Annotated in this window: 17 protein-coding genes; 16 read left to right on the forward strand and 1 reads right to left on the reverse strand. The window is 34.9% G+C overall.

Going from position 1 to position 17606, the window contains the following annotated elements; translation table 11 throughout:
- The 12 genes from OPR43_RS04915 to OPR43_RS04970 all read left to right on the forward strand — a co-directional run bounded on the left by OPR43_RS04915 (position 1) and on the right by OPR43_RS04970 (position 11144).
- A complete protein-coding gene (locus OPR43_RS04915) occupies positions 1-1935 on the forward strand; it encodes a DUF4815 domain-containing protein (protein ID WP_264683021.1) in 1935 nt (644 codons plus the stop codon).
- A gap of 11 nt (positions 1936-1946) precedes the next feature.
- Positions 1947-3134, forward strand: a complete 1188-nt coding sequence (locus tag OPR43_RS04920) for a hypothetical protein (protein WP_264683023.1) — start codon at positions 1947-1949, stop codon at positions 3132-3134.
- A gap of 4 nt (positions 3135-3138) precedes the next feature.
- The gene (locus OPR43_RS04925) at positions 3139-3333 is read left to right on the forward strand and encodes a hypothetical protein (RefSeq protein WP_214303255.1); all 195 of its coding nucleotides are present in this window, start codon (positions 3139-3141) and stop codon (positions 3331-3333) included.
- Positions 3330-4751 (forward strand): hypothetical protein, encoded by a 1422-nt coding sequence (locus OPR43_RS04930; protein ID WP_264683024.1) that lies wholly within the window; start codon positions 3330-3332, stop codon positions 4749-4751. Before OPR43_RS04925 ends, OPR43_RS04930 begins: the two co-directional genes overlap by 4 nt.
- A gap of 6 nt (positions 4752-4757) precedes the next feature.
- Entirely contained in the window at positions 4758-5315 is a 558-nt protein-coding gene (locus tag OPR43_RS04935; protein ID WP_264683025.1) for a hypothetical protein, read from the forward strand.
- Between the two features lie 15 nt (positions 5316-5330).
- Positions 5331-6491, forward strand: coding sequence for a phage tail sheath subtilisin-like domain-containing protein (locus OPR43_RS04940; protein ID WP_264683027.1), 1161 nt, complete (start codon positions 5331-5333; stop codon positions 6489-6491).
- Positions 6492-6505: 14 nt separating this feature from the next.
- The gene (locus tag OPR43_RS04945; RefSeq protein WP_065094343.1) at positions 6506-7006 is read left to right on the forward strand and encodes a phage major tail tube protein; all 501 of its coding nucleotides are present in this window, start codon (positions 6506-6508) and stop codon (positions 7004-7006) included.
- Between the two features lie 16 nt (positions 7007-7022).
- Positions 7023-7274: a phage tail assembly protein gene (locus OPR43_RS04950; protein ID WP_015588509.1), complete on the forward strand. Its 252-nt coding sequence runs from the start codon at positions 7023-7025 to the stop codon at positions 7272-7274.
- A gap of 112 nt (positions 7275-7386) precedes the next feature.
- Positions 7387-9558 (forward strand): phage tail tape measure protein, encoded by a 2172-nt coding sequence (locus tag OPR43_RS04955; RefSeq protein WP_226079606.1) that lies wholly within the window; start codon positions 7387-7389, stop codon positions 9556-9558.
- A 3-nt stretch (positions 9559-9561) separates the two neighbouring features.
- On the forward strand, positions 9562-9978 hold the full coding sequence (locus OPR43_RS04960) for a phage tail protein (protein WP_191110947.1): 417 nt from the start codon (positions 9562-9564) through the stop codon (positions 9976-9978).
- A 10-nt stretch (positions 9979-9988) separates the two neighbouring features.
- Positions 9989-10162, forward strand: a complete 174-nt coding sequence (locus OPR43_RS04965; RefSeq protein ID WP_255586148.1) for a tail protein X — start codon at positions 9989-9991, stop codon at positions 10160-10162.
- 1 nt (position 10163) lies between these two features.
- A complete protein-coding gene (locus OPR43_RS04970; protein ID WP_226079607.1) occupies positions 10164-11144 on the forward strand; it encodes a phage late control D family protein in 981 nt (326 codons plus the stop codon).
- Here OPR43_RS04970 and OPR43_RS04975 read toward each other — a convergent pair.
- Entirely contained in the window at positions 11110-11646 is a 537-nt protein-coding gene (locus tag OPR43_RS04975) for an ankyrin repeat domain-containing protein (protein ID WP_208571646.1), read from the reverse strand. The genes OPR43_RS04970 and OPR43_RS04975 overlap by 35 nt on opposite strands.
- A gap of 124 nt (positions 11647-11770) precedes the next feature.
- Between OPR43_RS04975 and OPR43_RS04980 the strand changes: the two genes are divergently transcribed.
- The 4 genes from OPR43_RS04980 (at position 11771) to OPR43_RS04995 (ending at position 17563) form a co-directional block, all read left to right on the forward strand.
- Positions 11771-11989 (forward strand): hypothetical protein, encoded by a 219-nt coding sequence (locus OPR43_RS04980; RefSeq protein ID WP_012673232.1) that lies wholly within the window; start codon positions 11771-11773, stop codon positions 11987-11989.
- Positions 11990-11993: 4 nt separating this feature from the next.
- Complete coding sequence (locus OPR43_RS04985; RefSeq protein ID WP_226079692.1) at positions 11994-12914, forward strand: patatin-like phospholipase family protein; 921 nt, start codon at positions 11994-11996, stop codon at positions 12912-12914.
- An 873-nt stretch (positions 12915-13787) separates the two neighbouring features.
- The gene (locus OPR43_RS04990) at positions 13788-16388 is read left to right on the forward strand and encodes an ankyrin repeat domain-containing protein (protein WP_226079609.1); all 2601 of its coding nucleotides are present in this window, start codon (positions 13788-13790) and stop codon (positions 16386-16388) included.
- A gap of 95 nt (positions 16389-16483) precedes the next feature.
- Positions 16484-17563 (forward strand): ankyrin repeat domain-containing protein, encoded by a 1080-nt coding sequence (locus OPR43_RS04995; protein WP_174516910.1) that lies wholly within the window; start codon positions 16484-16486, stop codon positions 17561-17563.
- Positions 17564-17606 lie beyond the last annotated feature (43 nt).

Raw genomic sequence — 17606 nt, forward strand, 5'->3', positions numbered from 1 at the left:
ATGACTTTAAACGCCTATTATAACCGCTTTAATCCTGACAAAGAATATGAGAAAAGCTTGTTTCTAGCTGGAAGAGGTCTACAGTCTGCAGAATTAAACGAAACTCAGGAGTATGCTCTCTCTAAGCTTAAAGGCATAGGCGATGCAATATTTCGTGATGGTGATGTTATAACAGGAAGCAATTGTATTATAGATAGAGAAACTGGTAAAGTTACGCTTGAATCAGGAAAAATCTATCTTCGTGGAGCAGTTAGAAAAGTCGAAAAAGAAGAATTTATTATTCCACTGAGTACTATAGTTCGCATAGGTGTTTATTATCTAGAATCTACGATTACAGAACTTGAGGACGAAAATCTTCGTGATCCTGCTGTTGGTACAAGAAACTATCAGGAAGTAGGAGCTGCAAGGCTTAAAGTTTCCACCATTTGGGGTTATCAAGCAGAAGGTCTTTCTCCACGTTTTTCTGAAGGAGAATTTTATCCAATTTATAACATTGAAAATGGAGTATTAATAGAACATTCACCGCCACCACAAGCAAATATAGTAACTACTGCTCTTGCTCGTTATGACAAAGAAGCCAATGGTTCCTATGTCGTAAATGGTCTTGAAGTAATGTTCCTGCAAAAGGAAGAGGGAGAAGGAGGAAAAAAAATATTTGTGATTAATGAGGGCAAAGCTCATGTTGATGGCTATGAAATTGAGTTACCTCACAGTATTCGTGTTTCTTTTGATGAAGATCCGGATATAAAATCAGTTGAATCAGAGCCACATACTTTTCAGCCAAATAGCCAAAGAGTAATGGAACTGAAGGTTAATGATTTTCCAATAAGTGAAATCAAAAAAGTAGATATAACTGTTCAAAAAACTATTACCATTACTCACGGTTCATATTCAGGAGCCATTGATCCGATACCTGACTCTGCAGTACTTGAAATTATTCAAATTAAACAAGGCAATGTTATTTATGAAAATAGTATAGATTACAAATTAAACGCAGGAAACGTTGATTGGTCATTACCTGGTAAAGAGCCAGCTCCTGGAAGTAGTTATCAAATAACTTACCGCTGTCGTACTCATGTAAGCCCTGAAGATATAAGTGAAGAGGGATGTAAAGTAAGAGGTGCCGTTGATAACAGCTTGGTTTTGATTGATTACACCTGGAAAATGCCCCGCTATGATTTAATTACTATCGATAGCAAAGGAGCAGTAAGGAGAATAAAAGGTATAGCTCACCCTTGGCGACCATCAATGCCTAAAGCACCTAGCGGACAACTTTTGCTCTGCTACATTCATCAGACATGGAAAAACGGAGAAAAAGAAGGGGTAAAAATAGTGAATAATGCTATTCATGCTGTACCGATGAATGAGCTTGAAGCAATGAAAAAAGGAATAAATGATCTTTATGCTCTTGTTGCACAGGAACGTCTACGCAATGATGCAAATTCAAGAGAGCCAACCACGAAAAAAGGAGTATTTGTTGATTCGTTTTTTGACGATGATATGCGTGATCAAGGAATTTCGCAGTCTGCAGCGATAGTAAACAAGGAACTAATTTTACCAATAGATGTAACTATTGCTGATATTGATGGAGGAGAAAAAACTTATTTGTTGCCGTATGAACTTGAACCGGTACTGGAGCAGCTTTTACAGACCAAAGGAGAAAAGATCAATCCATATCAAGCTTTTGATCCAGTACCGGCACAAATTACTCTAAATAAAAATATAGATCACTGGACGGAGGTAAAAACAAATTGGAAAAGTCCAGTAACAAGAGTATTTAATGTTAAAGAAACGACAGAGCTGCTGTCAAGTACTTCATACGAAACTGAATTTATGAGAGAAGCAGTACAGAATTTTGAAATTGAAGGTTTTGAGCCAGATGAAAAGCTTAAGGAAATAAAATTTGATGGCATTTCTATTATACCTATGGCATAGAGGAAAAAAAAGTGGAAAAAAGAGCTAACAACCAGGGAAAATTAAAGGGAAAGGTGAAAGTACCAGCAAATATTCCAGCAGGTACTAAATTAGTACAGTTTTATGGGGATAAAGGAAGCTATGGAGAGGCAACTTATACTGGTAAAAAAACTATTACCATAGAAGAGAGAAGAAGAGTTATCGCAGCAAGAAGAGTTGATCCTTTAGCGCAAACATTTACTCTAAATGAAAGTAGGCACATAGGAGGCGTGGAACTATGGTTTGTAAATAAAGGCAAAAAACGTGTTGTTGTGCAGATTAGAGAAACAGCAGTGGGAATGCCCTCGCAGACTGTTATTGCTGAAAGCTATATTGAGCCGAAAGATATAAAAGTAGATGGCACAGCAACACGTATAGAATGGTCGCCAGTGTTTTGCCATGCAGGAGAGGAGTATGCAATAGTGCTACTTACTGATGATTCTGGTACTGCAGTCAAAATAGCAGAACTTGGCAAATATGATGCAGTAAATAGCCGTTGGGTAACAAGTCAGCCATATCAAGTAGGAGTATTACTCTCATCTAGTAACGCAAGTACTTGGACTCCACATCAGAACTTAGACTTAACGTTTCGGCTTTTGGCTGCAAAATTTAGCGAAGTTTCTCACATTATTGATCTTGGCAAGGTTACTGCAAATAACGTATCAGATTTAATTGTTTTGACGAACGTCGAAAAAGTAGCATTTGATACCAATGTGGAATTTATCTTAACAGATGAAGAGGGAAAAGAGAACTTTTTGTCTGATAATTTGCCACTTGCACTGCGTGAAAGATTATCTGGAGAGCTAACAGTAAAGGCAAATTTAAAAGGGTCAAAAGAAAAAAGTCCGGTTCTCTATCCTGGGTTACAGTTAGTTATGGGTAATATAGGGGAAAAAGGAGATTATGTTACAAGAAGTATTACAGCAGGAGCTAACACCAAGATCACCATAACATATGATGCGCTAATACCTGGCACTGCAGATGTAAAAGCATATGTACAAAAAAACGTGGATTGGCAATTAGTAAATTTAACATCAGGAAAACCAATTGGAGAAAATTTGGTAGAGAGAACTCATGTGCTATCAAATTTTAATGGTAATGATACAAGGATAAAATTGGTTTTAAGTGGAACAGTTGTTTATCGCCCTAAAGTCAAAAATCTACGAATCATTATCACTTAGCAGAATGTCAGATGATAAAACAAGTAGAGGATATTCTTTGCCTCATCCAGAAAATATTGCTGTGCAGGATGTTGTTCGTATCCGTACCACAATTGAGAAAATAGATGAAGATATTACCGAAAGAGAAGATGAGCACAATCAACTTAAGAGTAATTTTGAGCGGTTTAATTTTGAGACTTTTTTAAATTTTTGGAAATGAAAGAAGCAATATACCAAAGGATAAAGGATTTAGCAGCAAATAGCACACCTGATCAACTGGCATATCTTGCAAAATCGCTGGAATTGATAGCAGATAAAAAAGCTATTTCCAACGTTGTGCAGATGACTGAAGTAAAAGGAATAATTGATGCACTACAAAAGAGGCTTAAGGATTTAGCAGCAAACAGTACACCAGATCAATTAGCATATCTTGCTAAAGCATTGGAATCAATAGTCGACAAAAGTGCAGTTTCTGAAATTGTACAGATGACTGATGGTAAGCTAAAAGAGCTTCTTGATAGTGCAAAAAAACACTTAACTGATCTGGATAATAAAAAAGCTAGTTCTTTAGCAGTGATCTCTGAATCAGAGAAGCAGTTATTAAAGAGAATTGATGAAAAAGGAACAACAAATTTATCGCTACTTGATACGAGAAAGAATGCCAATATTGCAGCAATAAATAGCATTAGTAATAGTCATAAAGATGGTCTTAAAGGTTTAGTAGAAGATTTTCGTGCTGTTAATAATGTACCACCTGGCTCATCAATTATAGGAGAAATAGAAACTCGAATTGAAAACATCTCTAATGAGGTAAAAACTCGGGATGAACAGTTAAAAGTGTCTCTTATAAATGAAATAAGAAAGCGCAACATGGTTGAACCAGGGTCATTACCTTTCTTATTTGGTGTACTTGGCAGAAAAAATAATTATTTTGGCCACGGAACTTTTACGACAGAGCTTGGAAAGTGGAGTAGTGATATAACAAAAACTGACTATATGTTACAACTACTAGCAGGTAGCCATACGTACAATACAGATTACGTTAGTTTTTATCGGCCAAGACAACTAAGTTTTATAGAGGGAAGTAAAGGAACATTTATTTACGGAGAGTTATGCACAAAAAGTTTTTCTGGTAGTTATGATGAGATATACTATTATCCGTATGCTGCACTTGGAGTAGTATTTGTAAAAAATACAACCAATGTGAACATAAATAAGACAATAGAATTTGTTGGATCATCGTATTCGAGTACGGAGTATGGGGGAGCAGGATTATTTGTGGGAACTCCTGATAACACTAATTCTAATAAATCAAGTATTTCAAAAATAGTATGGAAAAATGTTTACCAATACATGAGTTCTGATAGCAAGTTAGCTGGATCTGGTAATGTGGAGATTCCAGCAGGAAAAACAGTTGCAATATTACTTTACACATCATCTTACCTGTATTCCAGGACACAAGTTAGTCAAGGTATGCTTGCATCAAATTATGTACACAACTATGGTCAATTTATTCAGTGGGGGATTTATAACATACGTAGCAATGTTCTAACTACAGGACTTGAAGTAGATGTGGAGAGAACGCTAAAAGCTTGGCAATGTCCAGGATTATCTAACACGTATGAGATTTGGAGGTAACAAACAATGTCTATCTACATTAGATTTGAAAATGATAAACAAGTAGAAACAACAACACTTGAAAGCAAGCCAACTGAAAATGATTGGTATGAAGCACCAGAAGATTTTGATTGGCAAAAAAGCTATTGTTTAACAGAAGGAGGCAAAATTGCTCAGCGGAATCAAGAAGATATTGAATTGGAGTTACTACAAAATGCGAAGTTTTCTGCACTTTCTAATCTTCATGCTTATTATGATAACTATACTCACCAATACTCAGGATATTCTCATCAGAAGTCTAAGTCGTACGAAATACAAGCAAAAGCCGCAGAGAACATTTTAGCAGCACCAGAATCTATAGACAAAAAAGATGCAGAAATTATAGAGCCATTAGCAAAAGTCCGAGGAATTTCAGTAGTAGAAATGGCAAGAATAATTCAGGAAAAAGCAAAAAGAGCGAAAAAAGCAATAATCAAGTGCGAAGAATTGGTGGATATAGCTGAAAGGGAAATCGGTGAAGCTAAAAGTAAGGAAGAGCTGCAAACTTTGCTAGATGATTGTAAACAAAAAATGCAAGAAAGTTGAAAAGGGGAAAAAGAAATGACAGAACAGTTTCTACATGGAGTAAATGTTATCGAGGTTACCTCAGGAGCGAGGACAGTACGAACAGCTAAATCATCGGTAATTGGAGTAATTGGTACTGCACCTGATGCTGACGGGCAAAAGTTTCCACTAAATAAACCAATATTAATAGCAGGAAGCTTAAAAGAAGCAGCAAAACTTGGTCAATCTGGGACTTTGCCTTCAGCTATTAATGCAATTTTTTCCCAAATTGGTGCAACAGTAGTAGTTATTCGAGTTGAGGAGAAAGTAGAAGAGACGCTCAGCAATGTCATTGGTGGAGTTAACGAAGAAACTGGAGAATATCAGGGAATTCAAGCGTTCTTAAGCAGTGAAAGCATAGTTCATGTTGCTCCAAGAATATTAATTGCACCTCAGTTTACTCATCAGTTACCTGAAATAGATGGAGTAAATCCAGTAGTGAGTGCTTTAATTTCCATAGCAGAAAAATTAAGAGCAATTATTGTTGCAGACGGACCAAATACTAATGATGAAGAAGCAATAAAATGGAGAAAAAGTGTAGGCAGCTCAAGAGTTTACGTAGTTGACCCATGGATTAAGTTATTTATTGAAGGAAAAGAAAAAATCTTGCCATCGAGTCCATTTGTAGCTGGTTTAATAGCTAAGATAGACAGCGAGCAAGGCTTCTGGCACTCACCTTCAAATAAAGAAATAAATGGTATTGTTGGAACAAGCAGGCCTATTGATTTTACGCTCGGTAATACAAATTGTAGAGCAAACCATTTAAATGAAAATGAAGTAACAACGATAATTCATCAAAATGGCTATAGGCTTTGGGGAAATAGAACATGTTCAAATGACTCAAAATGGGCTTTTTTGTCAGTGAGAAGGACTGCAGATTTAATCAACGATAGTCTACTTCGAGCTCATTTATGGGCAGTTGATCGCAATATTACCAAAACTTATATAGATGATGTGATTGAGGGGGTAAATTCTTATCTTGCAAATTTAAAAGCGCAAGGGGCGATTATTAGCGGAAAATGTTATGCAACTCCAGAGCTCAATACACCAACAAATATTGCAAGCGGAAAAGTGTCTTTTGATTTTGAGTTCACGCCACCATATCCAGCTGAACAGATTACTTTCAGGTCACACCTTGTGAGTGGCGCAATATTGTAAAAGGAGAAAGAGAGATGTTACCAAAGATCCTAAAGAATTTTAACGTATTTGTTGATGGTCGTGGCTATGCAGGAAAAATAGATGAAGTAACCTTGCCAAAACTTACCATAAAAACAGAAGAATACAGAGCTGGTGGTATGGATATTCCAATAAATATTGATATGGGCATGGAAAAGCTTGAAGCAGATTTCACTTTTTCTGAATATGACTCTGAGCTCTTTAGACTTTTCGGATTGATAAACAATAATGCTGTTTCTCTTACTTTAAGAGGAGGTTTGCAGGGAAGTAGTGATGCCGAATCAGTAGTAATTAACTTAAGAGGGCTCTTTAAGGAACTTGATTTTGGTAACTGGAAGGCTGCTGAAAAAGCAACACTAAAATGTATAATTGCTGCCAACTATTATAAGCTTACCATTGATGGCAGAGAATTGATTGAAATTGACGCTGAGAATATGATTCGCAAGATCGATGGTGTTGATCAAATGACTTCTATGCGCACAGCTTTAGGAATTTAACTAAAAGGGTAAAACAATGCAAAAAATTAAATTAACTGAACCAATAAAAATCGATGGAATTTTAGTTTCAGAGCTAACTCTACGCCGTCCAAAAGTTCGAGATCGTTTAGCTGTTGAACGTATGGGTAATAGCGATGCAGAGAAAGAAGTAGCACTGATTGCAAATCTTGCAAGTATTTCAAGAGAAGCAGTAGAAGAATTTGATTTAGCAGACTACAATAAGATTCAAGAAACGTTACAAGGTTTTTTGTCTCAGCAGAAGAATTGAGGTTGAGCATATTATCACTTAGCTCAATGGTTGGTGGTGGAATCAATCAGTGGCTTGATATGGATATTGAAGAATTTATTACTTGGTTTGAAAGTAGCGGAAAATTATACAAATGAAGGCAATTTCTATAGTAATTGGAGCAACACTGCAAAGCAGTTTTAATAGTACGATAGCAGGTAGCACGAAGCAACTTTCTCGTATTGGTAGTACGATAAAACAACTTGAATCATCAAGTAAATCAGTATTCAAGTTTAAACAATTAAGCCACGATGCTCTGCTTGCTAGGCGTTCTTGGAATGAACTAGAAATAAAAACAAAATCTCTTGCTCAGCAGATAAAAAATACAGGAGCACCAAGTAAGAGCCTGCAAAACGAGTTTACAAGGTCTAAAACTGCAGCGCTGAAAGCTAAAACAGCTTATTTACAAAAAAGAAGTGCTCTCCACCATTTACGCACGGAGTTCAGTAAAAGTGGTAGAGATATAAAATCTCTTATTGGAGATCAAGTTAAACTTGGCTCTTCTATTGAAAAGCTTAAAAATAACTATACAGCTTTAAATTCCGTAATGCAAAAACGTAAAGGAGTTTTAGCACAAAGAGCAAATTTCAAAGCTCAAATGATGGATGCTGTGGCACTTGGCCTCACCCTTGCAGCACCACTTAAGGCTGCAATTAGTTTTGAGAGTGCCATGGCTGATGTAAAGAAAGTTGTAAAGTTTGAAGATACAGATGTAAATGGCTTAACAAAACTTGGGGAAACATTAAAGGAAATGTCGCGTACAATTCCGCTATCTGCGGCAGAACTTGCGCAAATTACTGCAAGTGGTGGTCAACTTGGTATTAAAGCTAAAGATCTTACGACTTTTACAGACACTGTGGCCAAAATGGCAACTGCATTTGATATGTCAGCAGAAGAAGCAGGAGACGCTATTGCTAAACTTTCTAATATTTATCAAATTGAAATTGGTGAAATGAAAGGCATTGGTGATGCAATAAACCATATCTCTGATAACACTGCAGCAAAAGCTAAAGACATTGTTCCTGCATTAAACAGAATCGGTGGTACAGCAAGGCAATTTGGCTTAACTGCAGTAGAAGCGGGAGCTTTAGCAAGTAGCTTCATTAGTCTTGGTAAGACCCCCGAAAAAGCAGGTACAGCAATTAATGCGATGCTCAGTAAGTTGCAAACAGCAAGTAAGCAAGGTGGCAATTTTCAAAAAGCTTTTCAGCAGCTAAAAATAAATGCTAAGGAATTTGAAAAAGCAATTGGCAAGAATGCACAAGGCACATTAGTTAAGTTTTTAGAAACAATTGCAAAACTAGGTAAGCAAGAACGTTCTAGCGTTCTTTTTGATCTCTTTGGTCTTGAATATCAAGACGATATAGCACTACTCATTGGTAGTCTTGACGAGTACAAAAAATCTTTACGATTAATAAACGGGGAATATAAGGGCTCAATGCAAAGAGAGTTTGAAAATAGAGCAAATACTACAGCAAATAATCTTCAGCTACTTAAGAATTCAATAGCAGAAGTAGGAATGAATCTTGGTTCTGTATTATTACCACCTTTAAATTTTACTGTTAATCTTCTGAGGTCAGCAACTACACAAGTAGCACTTTATGCCAAGGAATATCCAGTATTGACTACAGTAATCATGAGTACTACTACAGCGTTGATTAGCATTAAAATAGCAGCTATATCTCTTGGCTATGCTTGGACTTTTGTAAAAGGTTCCTTATTCGCTTTTTTGTCTACTTGGAAAATGTTTGGATCTGTTATTACTTTAGTAAAAATAGGTCTTTCTGCAGTTTTTCCAGCAATTATTGTTGGATTTAAAGCATTGACAATTGCTTTAATGAGTAATCCTATGGGACTCGTTATTGGCGGTCTTGCTGTTGCTGCAACTTTGATAATTACCAAATGGCAAGTGGTAAAGAACTTTTTTGTTACTATCTGGGAATCAGTGAAAATTGTATGGAAATCTTTTTCTGATTGGGTAGGAAAATTTTGGAATAATATTACTCAGCCCTTTAGAACAATCAGTAATCTGTGGAATAAAAGAAATGAGTCTAAACTAGAAGTTAAGTCTGTAAATAACGTTATAAGTGATTCTCTTAAGTACCCCATTGCGGCACACAGTAAAGCTGTAGAGAATAAAACTCAAAATAATCACTTCAGTATTAATATTCATTCAACCCCTGGGCAAGATACACGTAGCATTGCTGATGAAGTAATGGAGCGAATTAGAGAGCAATTTAGTGGCGCACTTTATGATATAAATTAAATTATGCTGTCTCTTGGTCCATATAGATTTTCATTAACTGAGCGAGGTTTCACACGCAGGAATGAATATCGCTGGCCTGCACTTGAGCGTATTGGAGAAAAGCCATTACTTCAAAGTATTGGTCCTGGAGAGGACGTTATTGAGCTTGCGGGAGTAATCTATTCAGGAGGACTGGGGCAAATAAATAATATGCGAAATTTATCGAAACCTCTTTTACTCATTGATGGCCAAGGTAACATTTTAGGCCATTTTGTTATTGTGAAAATAGAAGAAACGCAGAGATATTTTTTTCCAAATGGTGAAGCAAGAAAGATTGAGTTTCACTTAAGTTTGAAGCACTATGATAACGTGTTGTCAGACGGATCACTAAATAATCCAGTTGATGATATACAACTTGATAATGATATATTACAAAACTAAGGAAAATGATATGTTAGATTTAATCTGCTGGAACTACTATGGATTCAGCTCAGGAGCAGTTGAGATTGTGTTAAGAGCTAATCCTGGGCTTTCAGAGTACGAACTTCTTCCTGCAGGATTAATCATTAAACTTCCTGTTATTCAAAAAGAGACACAAAAGCAAGTAGTAAAACTATGGGATTAAAATGACACCAGACTTTAGTATTTCAGTAGAGGGAATTTTAATCACTGAGTTGATAAAAAGTCGGTTAGTATCAATGCATATTACTGATGAAGCTGGAGTAATAAGTGATACTGCTGTAATTCATCTTGATGACCGTGATTCATTATTTGAAATTCCTAGAACTGGGGCAAAGCTAAATATTTTACTTGGGTATAAAGAAACTGGCATTGTGCCGATGGGAGATTACATAGTGAATGAAATTACGCTACAAGGCCCGCCACAAGGACTAAAAATCAAGAGTCATGCAGCGGATCTAAAAGAGTCATTAAAGGAACAAGTGTTTAATGAGTGGCATCAAATCACCTTAAATGATTTGGTAAAAAAGATTGCAGACAAACATGGCTATCAAGCTAAGGTTGCTGCAGAGTTTGTAAATATCATGATATCACATATTGATCAAACTGCAGAGAGCGATATGCATTTTTTAACCAGGCTTGCTCAAATTTATGGAGCAATAGCAAAACCTGCAGGAGGATATTTACTGTTTGTTTCAAAAGGAAAAGCAAAATCAGTTACCGGAAAAACTTTAAGCACTATTACTTTAACACCTAGAGATATTACAAATTGGAAAGTAAAATTTAATGAGCGTAATCAATATGGCTCGGTTATTGCTTACTGGTATGATTATGAAAAAGCAGAGACAATAACGGAAAAAGTAGGTGATCAAGAACCAAGCTATATTTTGCGAGATATTTATGCAAGTAGTGATTTGGCACAAAGTGCAGCATCTGCGAAGTTGAATCAGCTGATGAGTAATGCAGCAACACTCAATGTCACAATGCCAGGAAATCCTGAATTATTTGCTGAAGCAAAGATTAATCTTTCTGGATTTCGCAAAGGAGTTTATGGTAAATGGATAATAAATAGGGCTGAGCATGTAATTGATAACCTTGGCTATCGTACTATTGTTACGGGAATAATTGATAGTTGGAAAGTAAATTGATAATTTCCTCATAGATATCTTCTTTATTATTGTTTAATTCCTCTACAGCAAGATCTAAAGGAGTTTTTTTATCTTTGTTTTTAGCAGAAGGATTTGCTCCATTTTTCAGTAGAAATTTAGCAATTTCCAGATGTCCTTTTCGTACAGCATAGTGCAGAGCTGTCCAGCTAAAAGCATCAGTAGTATTTACATCAATGCCTTCTTCAATTAGAAATTTTACGACTTCTAAACAGCCTCCGCTTGTAGCATAGTGTAATGATGTTGCACCAAAATGATGAGTAGCATTGATATCTACTACATTTTTTATTAAGGATCTTACAGTATCTAAATTACATTTTTCAGCTGCAGTAGATAATGTTTCCAGATCATTGCCACTTGCCTTACTTTTTATTGGCACATCTTTTGATAATTGGTCTGTACTAAAGTGCTGATACAGAACAATAACGCATATTATCGGTATTATTGAACTTGTTAACAATTTCCAAAAAAGGCTAGATTTCATGTTGATTATATTATTTACATCGCTTGTTTAGTGCAACTAATTAACTTTATTTTAGAAAAGATTTTTTGGACGTATTTTTGATGAATCTTGTATATGTATATATACAACTTTTCCTTTAAAAAAGATGACAAACACAGGAAAGATCCCTGTAGCAGTAATTGCTACTATGGTGATACAAACAATAGCATTGATCTGGTGGCTAGCTAAGCTCGACTTAAGAGTGCATATGCATGATAAATTTATAGAGCAAAATCAAAGGACTACAGAAATCATCTATCGCCTTGAAGAAAGGGTCAAAAACCTTGCTGAGGAAGTTAATGAACTTGAGCAGAGACAAAAATAAAAAAGTGGCAAAGTATATTTTATCTGTTGATGGAGGTGGAATCAGAGGAATAATTCCTGCCATTATTCTAGCAGAAATTGAATCTAGGACAAAAAAGCCAATTTCCCAGATTTTTGATTTAATGGCAGGCACCTCAACCGGTGGGATTATTGTTGCTGGACTTTGTAAAAGCAATAAACCTCAATACTCTGCCAATGATTTAGTTGGACTTTACCAAGAGTATGGAGCTTATATCTTTCAATCATCATTTTGGAGAAAATCAATTGCTTCTTGGCTGAGTGGTTCTCAGTACTCGTATAGAAATATGGAATTTATTCTCAACAAATACTTTGGTGAAAGTACTATGGCCGATGTTGCAAGTAATCTACTGCTCACCAGTTATGACATTCACAATAGTTGTGAATTTTTCTTCAAAAGTTGGAAAGAAAAAAACATTAAGTTGAAAGATGCACTCAGAGCTACAACAGCTGCTCCAACGTACTTCACACCAAAACGTCTGAAAATTAGCCAAACAGAGAGAGTGTTGATAGATGGCGGAGTGTTTGCTAATAATCCAGCAGCTTGTGCATATGCAAGTGGCAAGAGATTATTTCCAAATGATGAGATTATACTGCTATCAATAGGCACTGGTGGAACAAATAGAAGTATAAAGTATGCTAACTCAAGGAGATTTGGCAAAATAGGGTGGATCAAGCCACTACTGAATGTGATGTTTGCTTCTGGATTGGATTGCGTTGATTATCAACTAGAACAAGTAATAGATGATAAATACATAAGAATACAATCGCAATTGAAAGTAGCATCGACTGAGATGGACAATATTACACTCAAAAATATCAAATTTCTTCAGCAAGAGGCAAGTAAAATGATAGAGGATAACCAGAAAGTGATAGACAAATTCTGCAAGCAAAATCCAAAACTATAACTGAGCTAGAAAAACGAAATAAGCGAGTTTCTAGTATCTACTTTAATAAATTTACTAAAATATTTTTTTAATATTATATATTGAATACAGAAGCACAAGAATTTCATTCAGCAATGCAGATAATTAATTATGTAATTACCTTTGTTGATATTTTAATATATTGTATAGAAATCAGTAAACTAATGTTGCTTTTAATTCAGGTTAAGTTTTGGAAGCGTGATTTTCAAGTTCCTCAATAGATAAATCTGTTATTTTAGAAATAGCATCAACAGAAACGTCCAACATACGTAGATTATTTGCAACCTTTATTGACTCTGCTTTGTAAATCGGGAATGTTGCTACCAAATGTTGACATTAAACTTTATGATATGAGGTATCTTTGATGTTTTTACGCTACTAAATTCATGATATCCATCTCTTGGCGATTTAAGCCTATTTTTAGAGTATTGATAAAAAGACGATAAGACCCCTTCTACATCTAAAGCCTAAAATGCAATTCTCAGATGATCTCTGACAGACGTTTTTTTCATCAACACATTCAAAACAATAAAAAGATTGAATATTTCTTCACAATTGTGTATAATTATTAATGCTTTGGTGCACGTAACGATTATACTTTAAAAAGAATGTTGGCTACTGAGAAGAATGAAGACATCTTCATCAGAAAAAAAAGGGGCAAAAACAGAGAAAATTGACGTAGCTACTTAAGGCAGGTGTCTCTATTGCAGCTGAGACAACTGATCTACTCATGATCAAATGAAGAAGTTATAAGCATACAGATTGGATTACAGTATCTTTTTTAAGAAGAAGATTTATCTTGCTTAAAAACTTGTAGATACTATATTTTATATAAATTCTTCATGCGAGGCCTTTATGTTTACTAATAGAATATCTAATAATCTGGATCAGCTGCAATTTTTTGTAGAGTTTTTAAATGAAAATTATGAAATTCAGAAACATCTTAGTCTTACACCACTACATTTAGCAGCAGGAAATGGTCAGTTGGATTTAGTCAACACTTTATTAGGAGAAGGTTTAGATATTAATTCAGAGATTAAGTACGATGGCTTTACGCCACTGTATTTTTCAATTGCAAAAAATCGCTTAGAGATGGTTAACTTTCTTATTGCTCATGGAGCAGATGTAAACCATAAGACCATTCTAGGCTTTACACCTTTAAGTTTTGCATCCCAGCAAGGATATTTAGATATAGTCAACACCTTGATTGCAAATGGAGCAGATCTTAGTACTAAAACAGATAAACTTAATACACCTTTACACCTAGCAGCAGAGAATGGTCATCTAGATATAGTAAATGTTTTTATTGAAAAGGGATTAGATGTTAATGCTGTAAATAATGATCGAGCAAGACCTTTGCATTCTGCAGTACAAAATGGTAACCTCGAAGTAGTTAAAGCTCTTATTTCACAAGGGTCTAATATTAACGCTGGATCTTCAGGCATAGGTAATCATAAAGTTGATGCAAACATTACACCCTTACATCTGGGAACACAAACTGGTAGGTTAGATATAGTTAAAGTTCTGCTTGAAGCGGGAGCAAACGTTAATGCAAAAACAGATGATAAGATTACACCTCTACATTTAGCGTCTCAAAATGGCTTTTTAGAGTTAGTAGACATTTTACTAAAAGCAAAATCTAATGTTAATGCTAAGGATTATGAGAATCTTACACCTCTACATTTAGCAGCAGAACGTAATCACTTTGGAGTAGTTAAGTCTCTTCTTCTCGTAAGGGGAATTGATGTTAATGCTAAGGACCACGATAATTCCACAGCTTTACATATAGGATCTCAGAATGGTCACTTAGAAGTAGTGAAGCTACTAATAGAGAAAAAAGCCAATGTTAATGCTAAAAAAAACGAAGGTTTTACACCTTTGCATCTAGCAATTCAGCAAAGTCATTTCGAGGTGAGTGATTTTTTAATTAAAAATGGAGCAAACATTAACACCGTGGATGATCAGAATTGGACTCCTTTACATAATGCAGCATATAATGGTTTTTCTTTAAAAATAGTAGAGAGCTTAATTGCAAAAGGAGCAAATATAAATGCAAAGATGGATGATGGTAGAAGAGCTCTACATTTGGCAGCAGAACATAATCACTTGGAAATAATGAATTTCTTGATTGAAAATGGAGCAGATATTAATGCTCTAGATAACAGAAGTTGGACTCCTCTACATTGTGCAGCATATGATGGTAATTTAGAAGTTGCTAAATCTTTGCTTGATAAAGGAGCAGACATTAATGCTAAAACAGTTAAAAGTACTACACCTCTACACTTTGCAGTAGACCATGATCATTTAGAGGTGGTTGAATTGCTCTTAGAAAAGGAAGCAGATATTAATGCTTTAGATCACACAAATTGGACTCCTTTACATTTTGCAGCAGAAAAAGGTTATGATCAGATAGCAACCGTTCTATTGAAACATGGTGCTGATGTAAATGTAAAAGAAAATCAAAATAAAGGCACAGCCCTACATCTTGCAGCTCAATATGGTCATCCTAAGGTAGTTAAAACTCTTATTATAAATGGAGCGGATGTTAATGCAAAAATGGATAAAAATGCTACGCCTTTACACTTAGGGGCACAAATTGGTAATTTAGATATAGTTAGGTCTCTACTTATGAGCGGAGCATACTTTAATGCTAGAGCTGAAGGAGGTAGATATGTTTTACCATTACACTTTGCGGAAAGAAGAGGAAACCCAGAAGTAATAAAATTACTAAAATTGGTTGAGAAGTTATTTAAGGCTATAGAAGATAATAATTATTTAGGAATTGAGAGTTCCATTAGAGATGGAGCAATCATTGATTCGAAGAACGTGGATGGAAGAACGCCATTACATTATGCTGTTAATAATGGGCACATAAAAGTTGTAAATATCTTGCTAGCAAATGGAGCTGATGCTACTCAAGTTACTAACAAGGGTAATACACCATTACACACTGCTGCTTCCAAAGGTCATAAAGAAATTATTGAAGCTTTGTTACAACGTGTAAGCCACAATAAATTGAGTGATTTTATTAATGCTAAAACTACTTCTAGTGGTACTACATCACTTCATGTTGCAGCTAAAGGTGGCTCCTTGGAAGTTGTAAAATCTTTATTAAAACATGGTGCAATTTATAACATCAAGAATAAAGAAGGTAAAGCACCACTTGATCTTTCTCGAGACCAAAATATTACTAACCTATTGAAATTAGTAGAAGAGCTGTTTGAGAATGCAAAAAATGGTAATGTTGAAATTATCAGTAAGCTGAAAGCAATAAAACCTGATGAGCGCGTAGCTGTAACAAATGCTCGTAATGATCAAGACAAGTCATTAATCCAGGTTGCAGTAATCAATAAACACTCAAACCTTGCAAGTAGATTATTAGAAATATTAAAAAGTCCAGATCAGAGTTTACAAGATGTCAGCGTAGAAAATCGAGTAAAGAGTTTAAAGTTATAGCTCTCTTAAATGAAACTCTAATGAGGGTGCCAAGATCTAGAAAATATACAAAAATTTTGTTACAAAATAGTGAAATTTAGGAGGATTTTAAAAATATGCTAAATAATAATATTAACAAAGAATTAGAAAAAGCAGTCTATGAACGAAACTTAGAAAAAGTTAAAGCTCTTTTGTCTGCAGGTGCTAATGCTAACCTTAGAGTAGAAAGGAATAGAGATACGTTACTTCATACTACTAGTAGTGTAGAAATTACTAAAGAGCTTTTGTTAGGTGGTGCCGAAGTCAATTCAAGAAACATGTATAGTGAAACTCCACTACATTCTGCTATAACACTGGGGAAGGAATTAGAATTAGTTAGAGAACTTCTGAAACATGGTGCTGATGTAAATGCAACAAACCGTAAAGGCAATACTGCACTGAACCATGCTGTAAAAAAAAGTGGTAAAAATCTGGAAGTAGTTAAAGAACTATTAGAATATGGAGCTGATATTAATATAAGAAATCGTGAACGACGGCTTTATGATAATTGTTCCACATCTTTAGATAACGCTGTAAGTGATCTAGCATGCGCTAAATTGTTGATTAAATTTACTTTAGTAAGGAACTTCAATAAGGATTACGGAAAAATTATTGACTTATCTCCTTATAAAGGATGCAGTAATTACAGTAAATTATCAAGTTATCTAGATGACTGTGTTTGTGAAATTCTTCAAATGAAAACAGATGAAATAAAAGATAGCCTTCCACTATATGAATTTGTTACAAATAACTTCAACATACATGTACTATATAATAATCAATTATCTGTAAGACTAGCAAAAATTGATTATTCCATACGCTATCCTATATATAATGATATCATATTAGATAAGGTAAAACCTTTTTTAGAAAGAGCAGATTTGTTAAATAAGTTAAGTAAGATACAATTTTATACTAAATTAGATGTGGCAGATCAAGATGCCAAAGAAAAGAAAATTATTCTGGATCATGATTCTACATATAATATAACTGAATATCTATCTAATGATAACTTGTTAAACTTTATAGTAGCGTTTGATGATTCCAATAAACGTACTTTTCAATCTTTAAGTTCCTTAAATAATCTCGTAGAGCCTGGTACAAGACTTTATGAAACTTCTATAAGTAATGATACCAAACGTGCAAGATTAGAATAAATACATTTTTTGTCAGTACTAGAGTTTTTTATGAACAACAATT

This window comes from Wolbachia endosymbiont (group A) of Apoderus coryli, assembly GCF_947251615.1.
In the GTDB taxonomy this organism is placed as follows: domain Bacteria; phylum Pseudomonadota; class Alphaproteobacteria; order Rickettsiales; family Anaplasmataceae; genus Wolbachia.